This is a genomic window from Secundilactobacillus pentosiphilus, from assembly GCF_002217985.1.
GTDB lineage: Bacteria > Bacillota > Bacilli > Lactobacillales > Lactobacillaceae > Secundilactobacillus > Secundilactobacillus pentosiphilus.
On the sequence record NZ_BCMI01000019.1, the window covers coordinates 32,777 to 50,850 of the forward strand.

The 18,074-nt window shown below is 48.0% G+C and carries 4 protein-coding genes; 2 read left to right on the forward strand and 2 right to left on the reverse strand.

The window, feature by feature from the left end; all coding sequences use genetic code 11:
* Positions 1-44: 44 nt before the first annotated feature.
* Positions 45-14,603: a KxYKxGKxW signal peptide domain-containing protein gene (locus tag CES81_RS09410; RefSeq protein WP_180949775.1), complete on the reverse strand. Its 14,559-nt coding sequence runs from the start codon at positions 14,601-14,603 to the stop codon at positions 45-47.
* 112 nt (positions 14,604-14,715) lie between these two features.
* On the opposite strand from CES81_RS09410, the gene CES81_RS09415 reads away from it, so the two are divergent.
* Positions 14,716-15,315, forward strand: a complete 600-nt coding sequence (locus CES81_RS09415; protein ID WP_089121545.1) for a recombinase family protein — start codon at positions 14,716-14,718, stop codon at positions 15,313-15,315.
* A 519-nt stretch (positions 15,316-15,834) separates the two neighbouring features.
* On the opposite strand, the gene CES81_RS09420 is transcribed toward CES81_RS09415, so the two are convergent.
* Positions 15,835-16,596 carry a hypothetical protein gene (locus CES81_RS09420; protein WP_089121546.1) on the reverse strand — a complete coding sequence of 254 codons (762 nt, stop codon included), beginning with the start codon at positions 16,594-16,596 and terminating at the stop codon, positions 15,835-15,837.
* A gap of 956 nt (positions 16,597-17,552) precedes the next feature.
* On the opposite strand from CES81_RS09420, the gene CES81_RS09425 reads away from it, so the two are divergent.
* Positions 17,553-17,999 (forward strand): hypothetical protein, encoded by a 447-nt coding sequence (locus CES81_RS09425; RefSeq protein WP_089121547.1) that lies wholly within the window; start codon positions 17,553-17,555, stop codon positions 17,997-17,999.
* Positions 18,000-18,074: the final 75 nt, after the last annotated feature.

An 18,074-nucleotide genomic window follows, 5' to 3' on the forward strand; every position in this document is an offset into this window, starting at 1 on the left:
TCTCACTATGAGTCCCGACTAGTAGTCATGGGCATGTGAAATGATTAGTAGAGGGACTCGTGATCATCATCGCTATCGTGACGCTTGCGACGGGTAACGCCGTAAGCTAAGGTAGCTTCCATGATGGTCATGCCGACACCTAACATAACGAGTGCTGAAGCTGAAGTTGAGCGCTCATTAGTTTGCGGCAAAGTGCTCTGTGCAGCTGCTTTACCTTCGCTAGTGCTCAAACCGTTGCTTGAATCAGCAGCCGTTGCGCCAGATACAGCTTGTTGAATCGTTGCAGCACCGCCGTTACCAGCGTCGCTAGTTGGTACCATACCAGCCGATTGCTGACTCGAAGTATCACCGGCAGCTGAGGTAGTCAGGCCGTTGCCGCCATTAGCAGCTGAGCCAGTATCCCGACCAGTATCAGTCGTGAGACCGCCGTTGCCAGCAGCTGTCGTAGCAGTACCGCCGTCAACACCAGTCGAAGTACCAGTGCCGTTACCATTACCAGTATTGCCGCCTGGAACAGCTGTACCAGTAGTAGTAGAAGTCGTGGTTTGAGTAGTCGTACCACCGTTGCCACCTGGGGTAGTCGTGTTGGTATTGTTGGTACCGCCGTTACCGCCTGGAGTAGTCGTGTTGGTGTTATTAGTACCACCATTGCCACCTGGAGTAGTCGTGTTGGTATTCGTACCGCCATTACCACCTGGAGTAGTCGTGTTGGTATTGTTAGTACCGCCATTGCCACCTGGAGTAGTCGTGTTGGTATTGTTAGTACCGCCATTGCCACCTGGAGTAGTCGTGTTGGTATTGTTGGTACCGCCATTGCCACCTGGAGTTGTGGTGTTGGTATCAGTACCGCCGTTACCACCCGGATTGGTGTTCGTGTTGGTATTGGTGTTGACATTGCTGTTACCGCCACCGGCTGGAGTAGTAGTCGAACCAGTGTTGTTGTCACCAGTTGTCTTACCACCGTTGTCGCCACTAGGAGCTGGATAAGTCGTAGTAGTCGTCGTTGTCTTGGTCGTAGTCGATCCGTCCTTGTTAGGAATCGTTTCGATAGTTACGATCTTGACGACTTTGTTACCACTTGGATCAGTAGTTGTGGTCGTATCAGTTTCAGTGGTTGAACCATCAGGGTTAGTGGTGATGGTCTTTTCAGTCGTGGTGTTGTTAGTGGTTGTAGTATTCGTAGTCGTTGAACCGTTCGTACCTTGACCATTATCAGTACCGCCACCGTTGTTCTGGTTGTTGGTGTTGTTGATGTTGATACCGCTGCCGTTGCCAGTGCCGGTGCTTGTACCAGTGCCGTTATCAGTACCAGTACCGCCGCCATTTGGAACAACGATTGAACCAGCGTTGCTGCCGTCTGGGTAAGTGAAGTAGTAGGTAGTCGTGCCGGCTTCTTTATCAACGATCGTCTTTGAAGGATCAATCTGAGGAGTCTGACCATCTTTACCGTCCTTACCATCGGTACCGTCAGCACCATTCTTACCGTTCTTGATGACGTAGTTGGTACCGTTCAATACGATGGTCCAGCCGTCGACGTTACCGTCAGCGTCATAGTGCGGTTTGATGTTTGGTGTAGCGCCGTCCTTAGGAGCTTCCACGCGGCCAACGGAGACCTTGTCGCCATCAGCGTTAGTGTAGTAGAAGTTGTAAGCAACCGTCGTGCCATTAGCATCTTTGATCGGTTCAACATGAGGGGTCTTACCATCTACACCGTCTTTAGGTGCATTAACCGTACCAACAGTGGTTTCCTTGCCACTCTCGTCGGTGACGTAGAATACGTAAGATGTTGTCCCGTCAGCGTTCTTAACAGCTTTGACGTTAGGCGTTTGACCATCCTTGCCGTCTTTACCATCTTGACCTTTTTGAACAGTAATCTGTGAGCCATCACTGAAGTTGATAACGGTGTTGCCATCTTTATCAAGACCAGAACTTTGAATGGTGAGATCCTTACCATCTTTGCCGTCCTTGCCGTCTTGACCGTTCTTCACGATGTAATTGTGACCATCTAACGTGAAGGTCCAGCCATCTACGTCGCCGTTAGCATCGTAGTGAGGAGCAACCGTTGGCGTTTCGCCATCCTTGCCGTCAACACCGTTCTTAGGTGCGTCTACCGTACCAAGCAAGACCTTTTGACCCTTGTCGTTGATGTAGTAGAATTCGTACTTAACCGTGTTGCCGTTAGCGTCCTTGACCGGCTGAACAAGTGGTGTTTCGCCATCTTTACCGTCCTTAGGTGCAGTGACATCGCCGACAGTCTTAGTTGAGCCATCTGGGTTAGTGATGTAGAACTCATAATGAGTGACACCATCTTGACCAACGACTGCTTTGACATCAGGCGTTTGACCGTCTTTGCCGTCTTTACCATCAGCACCCTTGTCGATCGTGACTTTGTTGCCATCACTGAATTCAACAACTGTGTTGCCTTCTGGGTCCTTAGTTGTGCTGGTAACGGTAATACTCTTACCATCAACACCGTCTTTAGGTGCATCCACCGTACCCATGTTCTTTTCAGAACCATCTGGGTTCGTGATGTAGAACTCGTAAGACTTCGAACCATCATTGTTGGTGATTTCCTTAACCTTTGGTGTTTGACCATCCTTAGGTGCGTTTACTGTACCAAGATCTTTGGTAGAGCCGTCTGGGTTGGTGATGTAGAACTCGTATGAAGTTGAGCCGTCGGAGTTAGTAATCGTCTTAACTTCTGGCGTCTGACCATCCTTGCCGTCCTTACCATCTTTACCATTCTTAACGGTGTATTCTTTACCGTTAATGGTGAAGATGTAGCCGTCAACGTTGCCGCTTGGATCCTTGGTTTCAGTAACAGTTGGTGTTTCGCCATCTTTACCGTCCTTAGGAGCAGGTACGTTACCAACAGTCTTTTCGGAGCCATCTGGGTTCGTGATGTAGAAGACGTATGACTTCGAGCCGTCATTGTTAGTGACTTCCTTAACAGATGGCGTTTGAGCGTCCTTACCATCCTTAGGAGCTGGAACCGTACCAACAGTCGTGGTAGAACCGTCTGGGTTCGTGATGAAGAACTCGTATGAAGTTGAGCCATCCGCGTTTGGAACAGCCTTAACTTCTGGTGTTTGTCCATCCTTGCCATCGGCACCCTTAGGAATCGTGACGTTTGAACCGTCACTGAAGGTAACCACGATGTTGCCCTTGGCATCAGTACCCGTGCTCTTAACGGTGATGTCTTTACCATCTTGACCATTCACAACGGTGTAATCTTGACCGCCGATGGTGAAGGTGTAGCCGTCAACCTTGCCATCAATCCCCGTGTGCGGTTTAACTGTTGGCGTCTCGCCATCTTTACCATCTTTAGGTGCAGGTACGTTACCAACCGTCTTTTCGGAACCATCAGGATTAGTGATGTAGAAGACGTATGACTTCGAACCATCATTATTCGTGACTTCCTTGACTTCAGGCGTTTGACCGTCCTTACCGTCAACACCGTCTTTAGGTGCGTCGACAGTACCTAAGTCAACTTCCTTGCCATCGTCACCAATGGTGTAGAAGACGTATGAGGTCTTCCCATCTTGGCCAACTACGGCTTTGACATTAGGCGTTTCGCCGGCTTCACCTTGATCACCCTTATCACCCTTGTCACCTTTATCACCCTTGGCGACTGTGACTTGTGAGCCATCACTGAAGAACAGAACGGTGTTGCCATCCTTATCAGTGGTCTGGTGGGTGATCGTTAATGGTTTGGCGTTTTCACCATTCTTAACGGTGTAATCGTGACCGTCGATGGTAAATGTGTAACCGTCAACGTTGCCGCTAGGATCAGTGTGCGGTGTAACCGTAGGAGTCTCGCCATCTTTACCATCCTTAGGTGCCGGAACGTTACCCATATCAGTGGTAGAACCATCTGGGTTAGTGATGTAGAACTCATACGACTTCGAGCCATCTGGGTTCGTCACTTCCTTAACCTGTGGTGTTTGACCATCTTTACCATCAACACCGTTAGTACCGTTGATACCATCTTTAGGTGCTTTGACAGTCCCAATCGTCTTGGTTGAACCGTCTGGGTTAACAACGAAGAACTCGTATGAAGTCGTTCCGTCTTCGCCTACAACAGCTTTAACTTGAGGCGTTTGAGCATCCTTACCATCAGTACCGTTAGTACCATCTTTACCTTTATTAACAGTGATTGTTGATCCATCGCTGAAGGTAACGACCGTGTTGCCGTCTTTATCAAGGATTTGACTCTTAACGGTCAGTGCCGCGCCGTCTTTACCATTGGTCCCGTTCTTGATGACGTAAGGTACGCCGTTCAATGTCAGGGTGTAGCCGATAACGTTGCCATCTGAATCAGTGTTTGGTGTGATCGTTGGCGTAGCGCCATCCTTACCATCCTTAGGTGCCGGAACAGTTCCAACCGTCTTGACAGAGCCATCTGGGTTGGTGATAAAGAATTCGTATGACTTCGAACCGTCATTGTTAGTGACTTCCTTAACCTCAGGAGTTTGGGCATCCTTGCCATCAGTCCCATCCTTAGGCGCGGCAATCGTGCCAACAACTTGGTCAGGGGAACCATTAGCACCTGGAATGAAGAATACCAGTGACTTAGTCCCATCAGGGTTAGCAACTTCCTTAACCTGTGGTGTTTGACCATCCTTACCAGCAGCACCGGCAGGAATTGAAACTGTCTTGCCATCAGAGAAGGTAACGATTGTATTGCCATCCTTATCAACGGTTGAGCCGGTAACGGTTAAATCAGCGCCATCTTTACCATCTTCACCGTCTTTACCATTCAAAACAGTGTAATCAACGCCATTCAACGTGAAGGTGTAGCCATCAACCTTGCCATCACTACCAGTGTGTGGTTTAACCGTTGGCGTAGCGCCATCTTTACCATCCTTAGGTGCCGGAACGTTGCCAAGGATCTTGTCGTCAGAACCATCACCCGCAGGACCCGGAATGAAGAATTCGTATGAAATGGTATTGCCGTCAGCATCCTTAACTGGTTTAACTTGCGGTGTCTGACCATCTTTACCGTCAGTACCGTTAGCCCCGTCTTTAGGAGCAAGAATCTCACCCAAGACAATATCATCAGTACCGTCGCCCTTTGGACCTGGGGTAAAGAAGATAATCGTCTTGTTGCCATCTTTGTCAGTACCAGCCTTAACCTGTGGTGTTGCACCGTCCTTACCAGCAGCGCCGGCAGGAATCTTGACCGTCTTACCATCAGAGAAGGTAATCACGGTGTTGCCATCTTGATCAATCGTCGAGTTGGTAATGGTTAAGTCAGCACCATCTTTACCATCGGTACCATCTTCGCCGTTTTTACCATCAACACCGTTAGTAACGTTGTAATCAACGCCGTTCAGCGTGAAGGTGTAGCCAGTCTTACCATCAGTACCAGTGTAAGGTTTAACTGTTGGCGTAGAACCGTCCTTAGGTGCCGGAACGATTCCGGTTGTGACCTTTTCACCCTGGTCGTTAGTGTAGTAGAACTCGTAGTTTGTGACCTTGCCACTATCATCCTTGATTGGTTCAACAAGCGGTGTGTGACCGTCTTTAGGAGCTGGAACGTTGCCGACAATCGTGTCGTCAGTACCGTCGCCCTTTGGACCTGGAACGTAGAAGACCAGCGTCTTGTTGCCGTTGCCATCGGTGACTTCCTTAACTTGCGGCGTCTGAGCATCCTTACCATCAGCACCTTTATCGATCGTTGCTTTAGTACCATCAGAGAAGGTGACAACCGTGTTACCTTTATCATCTTTCGAAGTGTCGGTAACGGTGATTGACTTCCCATCCTTAGGTGCGTCAACGGTACCAAGATCGTGTTCCGTACCATCTGGGCCTACCGTGTAGAAGACGTATGATGTCTTGCCATCAGCGCCCGGAACGGCTTTAACCTGTGGTGTCAGAGCATCAGCACCGTCTTTACCATTAGTAACGTTAATGGTTTGAGCTGGTTGATCAGAACCTGGCGTGCTAATGGTGATGGTTGTGCCAATAGTCTTGCCGTTCGTATCCGTTGTCGGCGTCTGGGTAATCACTGGTGTCTTACCATCAGAACCATCAACACCGTTCTTGATGCTACCAACCGTCTTGCCGTCAATGGTAATGTTGTAGCTGATGACATTGCCATCATTGTCTTTAACTGGCGTGAAGTCAGGGGTCTTACCATCTACACCATTGTGCAAAGTCCCGACAGTCTTACCATCGATGACGATATCGAGGATCCCAGTTGGGTTGCCGTTAGGATCTTTTTCAGGCGTGATAACTGGTGAAGCACCATCCTTACCATTCAAGATCGTATCGCCGTCTTTGCCATCAATCACAATGGTGACACCGATTTGGTTGCCGTCCTTGTCGAGTGCTGGCTTAGTCGTGACAACAGAACCATCTTTACCATTCTTGAGTTCGCCGGCTGGGTTGCCGTTGATGGTAATCGCGTAACCAATAATGTTACCATTGTCGTCTTTTTCAGGCGTCAGTACAGGCGTTGAGCCGTCTTTACCATTCGTAACGTTAATGGTTTGCGGAGCTTCGTTAGAACCTGGCGTGGTAATCGTGATCGTGGTACCAGTAACCTTGCCATCGGAATCCGTTGTCGGCGTCTGGGTAATGACTGGTGTAGCACCATCTTTACCATTAGTGATAGAGCCAACCTTGGTGTTGTTGATCAGAATGTCGTAGCCAGTAACGTTACCGTCATTGTCCTTGACTGGGTTGAATTGCGGTGTTGCACCATCTTTACCATTGTGTAACTGACCAACAACCTTATCACCGATCTTAATGGTGTAAGTCCCAGTTGGGTTACCGCTGGCATCAACGTCTGGTGTGATGACTGGTGAATCACCTTGAGGGCCTTGGTCACCTTTATCACCTTTGGCACCGTTCAAAATCGTGCCGCCATCTTTACCGTCGATGAACAGCTGAACACCGATCTGGTTGCCATCACTATCTTTAACTGGCTTAGTCGTTACAACTGAACCATCTTTACCATTGGTAATGGTACCAACAGTCTTGTCATCAACCGTAATGGTGTAGCCGGTAACCTTACCGTTGTTATCCTTAACTTCGGTAAATTGAGGGGTGGCACCGTCCTTACCATTTGTGACAGTTCCAACAGTCTTATCACCAATAGTAATGGTGTAACCATCTTTAGTTGGTGTGAAGACTGGTGAAATACCGTCAGAACCGTTCATAATCTTAGCGCCAGGTAAGCCGTTAATGACCATTTGAGTCCCGATGATGTTGTTATTCTTGTCGTAAACAGGCATCGTGGTAACCGTTGGCGTAGCACCATCTTTACCGTTTGTGACTTCGCCGACCTTGGTATTATTCAGCATAATATCGTAGCCAGTAGCGGTCTGAACAAAGTTTGGCGTAGCACCGTCCTTACCGTTTGTAACGGTAACCGGCTTGCCATCGGCACCAGTAATGATGAATCCGGTTGGGTTACCGCTGCCATCAGTCGTTGGTGTGATCGTTGGCGTCTTACCAGCTTCACCTTGTGGTCCTTGGGCACCATTCATGACAGTACCAGAATCTTTACCATCGATAACCAAAGTGACACCAGTTTGTTTCTGAGTCGTTGGATCAATGATTGGCTTAGTGGTGATTACTGAACCAGGCTTACCATCTGCACCATTAGTAATCGTAACAGTTTGAGCTGGTTGATCTGAACCTGGAGTCGAGATTGTCAGCGTGTTGCTAATAGTCTTATCGCCATCTTTGTTAGGCGTTACGGTAACGACTGGCGTAATACCATCTTTACCATTAGTGATAGTAGCAACGTCCTTGCCACCAAATGAAATCGTGTAACTCTTACCATCTTTTGAAGGTGTAACAGTTGGTGTAGCACCGTCATAGATGTAGGAAATGGTATCCGGATCGCCATTCGCATGGGTAACGGTAATCTTAACACCGCTTACACCTGGCTTATCAGTATCGGTTACCCGTTCGCTGGTGATCGTGTCACCCATATTTGGAACTGGCAACGTGCTGATATCAGTATCATCCGTGCCATCGCCCTTTGGACCTGGAATGTAGAAGACCAACGTTGGTTTCCCATCTTTATCCGTACCAGGTTTAACTGAAAGTGGCGTACCATCCTCGCCATCATTACCGTTCTTGACGGTAAATGAACCGGCTGGCTGACCGTTAACAGTCATGTTGTAAGTGGTTGTGCCGTCGCCGTTATCAATCCCCTTTGGATCAACGACTGGTGAGGCACCATCGTTACCATTCCAGATGGTTTGAGTTGTATCATCACTGCCATCACCATGTTTGATGGTCAACAGCGTACCGCCGTTTGGATGATCAGCATCGCCATCAATTGGTGTTGCCGTGATGGTGTCACCATCTTTTGGTTGAGGAATCGTAACCATATCGTTTTCAGGTGTGTCATCATGAGCAGGCGTAAAGAAGATGATTACTGGGTTACCATTAATATCCGTCCCAGTCTTAGCTTGAACCGCTTGTCCATCAGCACCATCTTTACCATCCTTAACGGTGAATGAACCAGTTGGTTTGCCGTTAACAGTGAACTGGTACGTGGTCGTGCCATCACCGTTATCCGTCCCCTTTGGATCAACGACTGGTGTAGCACCGTCGTTACCATTCCAAATGGTCTCGGTGGTATCTTTGCTGCCATCACCGTGTTTGATCGTAATCAAAATGCCGCCGTTTGGATGGTCAGCATCGCCATCAATTGCACTCGTGGTGATCGTGTCGCCATCCTTTGGTGCAGGAATGTCACCTAAGTCTTGTTCAGGTGTGTCGCCGTCAGCTGGAATAAAGAAGGTCAAAACTTTATTACCTTTTTCATCCGTCCCAGGCTTGACACTTGGCGTTTGGGCATTCTTCCCATTTTCACCATCGTACAGGTAAGTGATGGTTGGATCGCCCGTAGCGTGGGTAACCGTGATCTTAACACCACCGATACCTGGCTTATCAGTATCCTTGACCCGTTCGGCAGTAATCGTGTCACCGGCACCAGGTAGTGGAACTGTGCCAAGGTCTTTTTCAGGAACATCGTTGCCATCAGCATCTTTACCAGCAGGGATAAACAGGATTAAGTTGCCGCCCTCTTCTTTGATATGAGGGTCGCCGTTAGTGTTGCTGCTGCCATCCGTACCATTCTTAATCGTGAAGTTTTCTTTCGTTGGATTACCATCATTGTCATAACTGGTAATGGTGATCTCTTCGCCAGTAACTTTGTCCTTGTTGGTTGGATCATCTTTGATATCAACGTGAGTGATAGTCGGTGGATTCAACACAACGAATGTTTGAACATCTGGTGTCCCATCATCCTTAAATGAGTTAACAGTGATCGTCTTACCAATAACAGTCGTACCATCCTTGGCATACTTATCAGCCGTCTGAATCGTTGGTGTTTGACCATCCTTAGGAATTGGAATCGTCCCAACTGATTGATGGTGGCCATCAGGTCCAGTGACATAGAAGCTGTAAACGTTCTTGGTTGAATCATCAGGATCCGGAATCGTTTCAATCTGTGGTGAAACCCCATCAGAAACAGTTACTTCACCTACTTTAGCTCCTGCTGGAATATCAGCTGGCGTCAGCGTATCTTCACCTTCTGCAGGTTTGAGAACATCACCCGTGTAGAAGTAAGTCGTGTGCTGACCTGGTGTACCAGTAGTTGCATCGCCCGGTTTATCGACTGTAAATGAGTGGATAGCTTCCGGTGTTGGTTCTTCCACCGTACCGATTGACTGGTGCGAGTTATTAGGGCCAGGAATATAGAAGTTATAAACGTTCTTGGTTGGGTCATCAGGATCCGGAACCGTTTCAACTTGCGGTGTCTGACCGTCTTCACCATCATGAGTCTCCACATCCCCAATGATTGGGTTCTTAGCATTTTGAACATCTTCATAGGTTAATGGAGATTCAGGCGTAATCGCTGTACCATCCGCATGCGTTGCTGGCACATCACCCGTGTAGAAGTAAGTGGTGTGGGTACCCTTATCAGTATCGTTAACAGTGACAGAGTGAATGGTTGGTGGCGTTGCATCCGTACCATTGTAGATAGTAGCAATTGGGGTGGAATTTTCGTCCACATAGTCTACATAGATGTTGTAACCAGACTTACCGTCTTTATCAAATGGCGTAGCTGTAATCTTAGGTGCCTCACCAGTTCCACCACCAGTACCTGGTTCACCTTGATCACCTTTAGGGCCATTAGCAACAAAGGCATAGGTGACACTACCATCAGGATTGGTGATCTTAAGACTTGTACCGCCATCAGCAGCTTTATTGTCTTTCGTAGTATTATCAGTACCGTCCTTATCAACAGTACCAAGTTGGTAAGTGCCACCTTTATCAATCTGAGTTGGTTCGATTGTTGGTGCCTCACCATCAACACCATTCTTCACAGCAACTTGACCAATCAAATCATCTGCTGGAATGTCTTTAGGATCTGTGACCTTAGGACCCTTGTAGAAGTAAACCGTGTTGCCAGTTTCATTGCCCTGATCATCTTTGTCAGGAACCGTCAATGATTGAATATTACTTGCACTTGCCGTGTAAGTTACCGTCGTCTCCAAATCTTCAGGGTTACCTTCGACATCTAGCGGAACGTTTTGGTCATCGACCGTGTCGTTATCAGCTGTGTAACCATCGATTGTAGGTGACTTGATTGACGTAAAGATCTTGTGTAGGTCAGTATCAGCGGTACCATCACCATCTTCATCAGAAGACTTAACAGTGTATGATACAATCTTTTGACTGCCATCATCGTTCTTAATGATCTTCGTGCCTAACGTCAAGGTTTGAACAACATCCGGACCAGCAGGAGTGCCGTTAGGTGTGCCATCATCCGTCACATAGTGAATCGTCCGCTTAACGGTTACATCAGGACCATCCACTGCGTCGTCCATATTGAGGCCAGGCTTAGCGGTGTAAATGACCCAGATATCTTGACCATCCGTCTTGTAGTTAGCATCCGAACCGGCCGTGTCAGGCATCGTATCGAACAAACCACCGTTAGGATCAGCAGTTGCGTAGTAATACAGATCCTTGGTATTTAACGTACCATTGGCATCGTCAAGCGTAGAACCGTCAGTTGCCACACCAGGGGTTGTTGGTGGCACAACGATCTGACTGGTGTAATCTTCACCGGCATTACCGGTCAGCGTTACAGGTGGTAAGACTTCAGTACCGCCAACTTGCTGGTAAACGTAGTGGACGGTAGCGGTTTCTTTTTCTGCCGTGTAGTTAACCGCCCGATCAATCTCAATCGGTGAGTTGTCCGCGTCTTTAGCAATCGTCAGAGCGATATCAGCATTGGTCGCCTTCTGATCATCGGTCAGCTCAGCGCCGGTTGCAGTGTTCGCAAAGGTTTGCTTGTAGCCCGGTTGTCTTTGCTGTTCAAGCGTGGTGAGCTTGGCGAGGTTGATCGTGTCAGTTCCTTCAGTAAACTTACCGTCAGCATTGGTCGTCCATGCACCGTAAGTCACTGTTGGTTTTGGATTGCCTTCCTGATAGGTGACGGTAGCTGTCCGATAGAGATCGTAATCCTTCAGCTCTTCCTTAGTACCATTGCCAACTGGATCACCATAAGTGACATATTCAGTCACTGCTTTAGTCAGTGCATTGTGGTTGGTTTGGTCGGTATCGCCAGGGTTCCCAGGGGTATAGTTGGTAACGGCTTGACGGACATACGTGTAGAAGTCTTGTTTGTCCGTATCCTTGTAAGTTTTACCACTTAAATTAGGGCTTTCTACCGCTACGTAACCATGACTAGCGTAGTCATACAGTGTGGCACCGTCAGTTGTAATCGGATCACCAATCTTACCATCCAAAACAACCGAAGCAATCTGATTACCATCGTTTGGCGCAAAGTCGGACGTCTTCTTGGTGTTAGAAACATCAATGTAGTGAAGTTCAGCACCGGCTGAAGTCGTCTTAGCTAACGTAATCTTGACTTCTTGGTTAGCTGTGCTAGGTTCAGTCACAACTGCACTCTCACCAATAGATGATGCGCCAGCAGCACCAGAAGTTAAGGTACCACCTTCTGCAGTAGCACTGTGATCCGCTGGAATCGTGAAGGTCCCTGAGGCACCGTACTTAGTAGCAAGTGGAATTTTGCTAGTCCCAGTAGTGTTCATATCAGAAACATAGGTCTTAGCATCATCTTCACTATTAAACGCTAACCACGTGTCAGTTGGCGTAACAGTGTCCTTGCCTTGGTCATCCTGCGTAATATTGTTGGTTGTTTGCTTTACCCAGTAAAGGGTCTGAGTATCTAATTGAAGTCCAGTAGAACCGTCACCGGTAAACGTAAATGTCCGTTGTGACTGATGGTCTGCATCATGAGGATCAGTCGTATCAAAGGAGACTTTCTTGATCAAGTTAACCGTAACGTCATCAGTGTTTGCGTCTGCAGCTAATTTACCGGTATAGGTAAAGGTACCATCTGCATTGGCAGTAATATCAGTCTTAAAGTTGGCATCGGTTTGTTGTCCAGCAGGCAGGACCAGGTAACCAGTAGGAACCTTTAAGGCTTCGTTACCCTGCTCACCATCGTTGCCTTCAACCTTTTGTGCTGTCGATGCGTCAAGTGGCGTTGCAGTCCCTGTCGTCACATCCGTATACGTAATGGTTGCACTGGTCTTCGCTGCAGCCTTAGTCACCAGCACATTAATGGCATCAGTACCAACCTTGTTGTTTGCGTCTTTTGGCGTAACAACATAGCTGGTAGCCTTAGTCGTAGAATCCACAACAGCCTTGTAAGTAAAGTCTTGACTGTCGCCTACTAATGAATATCCATCTAATTTGTTAGTAGTCCCATCTGTATCTAGAATCGTTGGCAATTCACCATTAGTAATGGTATAAGTCCCAGTATCACCATCACTAACAGGGACATTCAAGTTAGCCATACCGCTGCCTAATACTTCATTAGTCGAGCTATCTACATAGTTAACTTTGATTTCACCATTTGCTTTAATATTGTTAGTGGTCATTCGTAATGGGAAAATACCTTGCACTGTTGCAGTAGCAGTTCCCCAACCATCAGGCATGCTAATACCCAAGCCCAACGTCTTCTGGTAATACATGCTCTTTGGATCAGTGACAATTTCATTCATCACCGTAGTTAGTGCGGCCAACTGCTCAGGTGCAAGAACCATATAGAGATTATCTGGATTGTCTGTGTTTTGCACAACCGGATTATTGATCTGTCCGTCGTTACCATTAGCTACTATTTCACTATCTTTAGAATTAATTAGTGATTTATACTTGGTAAGATCGCCATAATCTGGACCAACTGTTGTGCCTTGTGGCGTCATGCCCGAGAATATTTCGTTATTCAAGACAGTTCCATCTGCGTTAGTAGCATAGATGCCAACTGAAAAGGCTTTGTTTTTAAATGTATCCGCCACTGTGGCGGTTCCATCAACAAATTGGTAACCAAGTGCTGGATCTGGAGGATTATTTTCTGTATCATTCCATTTTTTTACTTTTACTAGTTGGTCTCCACTTATATATTCATAATAAACTGCAGAAGGTTCATTAATAATATTATGGCCTTGCGCATCTTTTGTGATATTTGCAGCCCAAATATTTTGACCACTATTTGCTACCGAGGTTACGCTCCATCCAGGTTGACCTGTATTTTGACTGCCATCAGGGTCAGTTGTAATCGGAACTGTTACAACGGTCCCATCTTTCAGCTGAATGGTAACCGTATCCCTTATCTTAGATGAACCCTGAGTATAATAGTCATCCATCCCTAAAGCATTAGATTGCGTCTGCGATATAAATTGGTTCACTGACCAACCGTTAGTGGTCGCCGCAGCCTTAATTTTGGCTAAATCATCAGCTGATACTTCAGCGGTGTTGGTCACCGTCAAAATATTATCCACTAAGCTCAGTTTGATCGACTGGTCGCTCAAACTGTCTTTAAGACTACCGGTTAGGGCAGCTGTATCAGTGCCATCAGTGGTACCAGCCACAGCGGTAATTTCTTGTGGTTGCCTCGTCTTTTGATAGGCATCTGTTGCAGCAGTCTTGGCACTATCGATATCAGCTGAACTTGCATCGCCTAAATCAACCTGATTGACATCATCAGTAGTGACAGCTTTGGCAGTAGCAGTACTGTTGTTATTTGCATCAGTACTGTTGTTTGTTGTCTTATCTTCTGTTGTAGAAGTTGCGTTAGTAGTCGGTGCCGCGTCCGTCTTAGTGGCGGTTTCAGCAGCGGCCTTAGTATCGGTTGCGGTTGGTGCGGTCGTCTTGCTATCAGTAGTAGGAGTTGCTGTACCTTGCGTTGTTGAAGCCGGAGCTGCACTGTCAGCTGCAGCACTCTGTGTGACTGTTCCCTGTTGATCCTGGGTTGCAACAGCTGGCGCACTAGTTGCAGTACTTGTGTTGCGCAACGTAACCTGTTTAGGCGCGGTCGCCGCCTGATTCGTCGTACTTGAATTTGTAGAGTCACTGCCGTCAGTGGATGCTGTATCCGCTTTGGCTTGTGTTGGTAAAGCGAACGCTGAGATACCAAATGTCAGCGTTGCCATTCCAGCAACTAACCAACGTGTTCCAGCCTTATAGAGTTTGTAACGTACTTTTCTATCGGCAGAATCACGTTGGAGTTTATCCCTATTGAACTTATACTTTTCCAATGAAATTTCCCCCCTCGTAAATTTTCCGATGTACTTTTTAGGGTACACCCGAAAAAGTATAAAATTTGGACTGAGGCGATTGTCTCAGTCCATTTTTTATAGGAGGGTTTTCATGATTTATGGTTATGCACGTGTCAGCAGTAAAGATCAAAACCTTGCTCGGCAGATCCAAACATTATCTGAGTTAGGCGTTGATCGGATATTCAAAGAAAAGGCTTCGGGCGCCAATTTATCCCGGCCAGTCTTAAAACAGCTCTTAGCTATCTTGGAACCAGACGACGAGATCAAAGTCATCAGTCTGGATCGGCTAGGTCGCGATGTGAATGACGTGACCAATGTCATTATTGAAGTCAGGAGTAAGGGTGCGCATATCGACTTTCTAGATATGCCTTCTTACGAAGAGGTTGATGATGAAAACACCCGCAACTTACTGAGTTCAATCACCATGGAACTGCAAAAATATTTGGCAGCTGAGGAACGTAAAAAGATCCTCGAACGCCAGCGTCAAGGCATCGTACTGGCTAAACAACGGGGCGTCTATCAAGGGCGCCCTATTCTTTATGGGCCAGATGTCTCTAATCTAGATAGGAGGAAACAGTATTTTGAAATTAAGCGGCTATTGAAAATCGGCACGCCATTACGGAAGATTCAGCAGATGACTGGGAGAAGTATGACGCTGATTCAGCGAATCAAAAATGAGCTTACAAACTAATTTAAATTTGGAAAATTATAAATATAGTTTACATTGTAATTCACATTGTTAATTTTGTATTATTTATGGTAATATAATTTATTTGATTTATTCAGGATATTCAATAATTATTCATGATATGTAAGATAGCTTCACTTTGACCCGGTTGTACTTTCGCCTATCCGGTGATATATTTCGTTATGAGTTTAGCGAACTAGAAATTCTATCTTGGAGGAGGAAGAATTTGCGAGCGAAACTGCTAGTTTACTGAACAATTTGCAAGGAAGTTTTTTGTATGTTTATGGGTGTACCCTAAAAAGTTATGCACTACATTTTGTCTTAACCAAATCTTAATAAATATACGGGTAAAAAGCTGTGTGTCTTTTTTTTGTAATTTTGTAAAATTTTGGGAGACTTTCAGACTTCTCCCCGTTTATACGTATGAGGTTAGTCACCGGACACAGATAGTTGATTTATCAGGGGATTTACCCCCTGCCCCAGTCATTTACTTGCATTTAAAAGTTATGGGTGCAGGCTTCATTAGAATTCGGTGTCAGGAATCTGCCAGTACTTGTTCTGGTTCAGCTCCCGGTCGACCTGGTCGGAGAATTCCAGGAAGCCGACCTTTTCTAGGATCATGGCCCGTTTGGCACGCTCGACCTTGGCGATCAGTTTGTCCAAGTCCTCCACCGTGTGGCGGTGCCCCAGTTCACTAATTTCCGCGCTGGGGCTGACGGCTTCGGCTTGCTGCTTGAGGTAACTGGCGATTTCTTTACACTTGCTCTTGCGCCGTTCGATGGCTTCCTTGCTCAGCGGCCACTGCAAGACCATGTGCTCGTCGATGACCACCCGGTTGCCCCGTTCGGAGTAGTCCCAGTAATCACTCTGGTATTGCCAGCGGTACCAGGACCGGGATTTGGAAATGATCGGTCCCATGGGCATCAGCCAGAAGTCCCGGCAGACATAGGGCACGATGCGGCTGATCCGCATGGCTTTGGCGATGGTCAGGCGCACGTCGTTGTGGTAGTCCAAGGCGAAGTGCTTGCGCAGGCGCTTGATCATCCGGTTAGTGGTGGTCCGCACCTTGATCATGCGCTGATCTTGGTACAAGACGATGGTGTTATAGTGGCTCTGCGTGTCGCCCCGGTTGATCAACGCGATGACCCGGTCCCAGTCGGGTAAGTAGTTCCAATCCTCACTAGCGGTCTCTACCTCATCCAGCTGCAGTTTCAGCGGTTCCAGGTAGCCTTGTCGTTCGATGCGGGCGCGACTGCTGGGGGTTAGATCGATATAGTAGGTCAAATTCAAAACTCCTTAACGTGTGATTTTGTGGTGCGGGAGTATTATAACTGGCATAGACCAAAAATGGAAGCCCTAAGTTTCGGCGGGTGGTCGGCGGGTCCTGCTGGTCGGTGGTTGTGGTATTAGCCGGGATGAATCCGGTTGGTGGCGAGGATTTATAGCTTGGATGGGAGCGGTTGGGGTCAGTGGTGGCCGTTATCCCAATATTGCCCGGTTGTATGGACGCTGGCCGGGGTTGGTTCGGTTAGTTATAGCTTGAACCCTCAAGCTTGATCGCTGGTCTTGTGAAACTGGGCACATCTCCCAATATTTTTCACAATCTGTCCCATTTTTAAAAATTTTGGGAAACTTTCGCGGTGATCAGGGGTTAATGCGTGTGTTGGCTGGTCGGGTGATGGCGGTCGGCGGGTGCGCCGGAATCGGGCCGCGAGTCGTCTCAGTATAGCCGCCTGCAGGAAGGTGCTATAATGGCCGCGTAGTTGAGAGACTACAGATCGCTATATTTAGGCGGGACGGAGTGGTTACCGCCCCGCTGCCGTTTACGCCCTGGCCGTTTTCCGCTGGGGCGTATTCGGTGTGATGGGACTTTTTTGAAGATTGCAAATTGCGAGTCGCCTAAGTTGGGAAATGTCTGGCTTGGTGCTATACTGCCTGCGTAGTCGAAAGACTACAGCCGAGTCCAGTCGGCTTCACGGTGGCAGCTGTTGCCACCGCATTGCTAATTAACATACCCCAGCGCCACTTCCTTGCATAGGTCTCGCTGGGGCTTTTTTGTTTGCCCTGATCATTTCGGTGGCGCGCGGGGACGGCTGATTTGGCTGATAGCGGGTACCGAGGACTATAATGGGACGTGAAGCAAGTTTTGACGTTAATTTAACGCAGGGACCCTGCCCCGGCTGCGCGTGTGAGCAACCTTGAGCGCGGTTCCCCCCAATCAAGTGAAAGGTCCCCTTACCATGACAAACCAAACCGTGTTCCCGGTTCAAACCGCGTTTTCCAGTCTCACCGCCCTCATCGCGACGCTGAGCAGCCCCTACCGCCGTTATCAGCATTTGCGGGTCGTGGAGTGGCTGCTGTACCTAGTCACGGCAATCGCCATGGCCGCCACCCAGAGCTGGCTGATTCACGTGAGCCGGCCCATTCGCGACGACTTCGCGCTGCTGGGACCGCTGCTGGTAGCCGGCATCAGTTTAACCTACGTCCTCAAGTGGCGTAACCGGCGCCAACTCGCCCGCAAGCTCGACGCGTTCGTGTCCGCCCAGCAGGATGCGCGCTACCAGCAGGACTACCGGGCGATCCGCCAGGCGGCGCTGAAGCCTACGAAGACCACCCTGCAGCAGGCGCTGGAGACGTTCGTGACGGTGGCGCTGTTCGTGCTGGTGCTGCCGGCGGTGCTGAAGTAGCATTTTGTTGAATAGTGGCAGATTGACGTGTACCCAAAAAGTTGGAACTAAATAGTTTTATTCTTCTAGGCAACT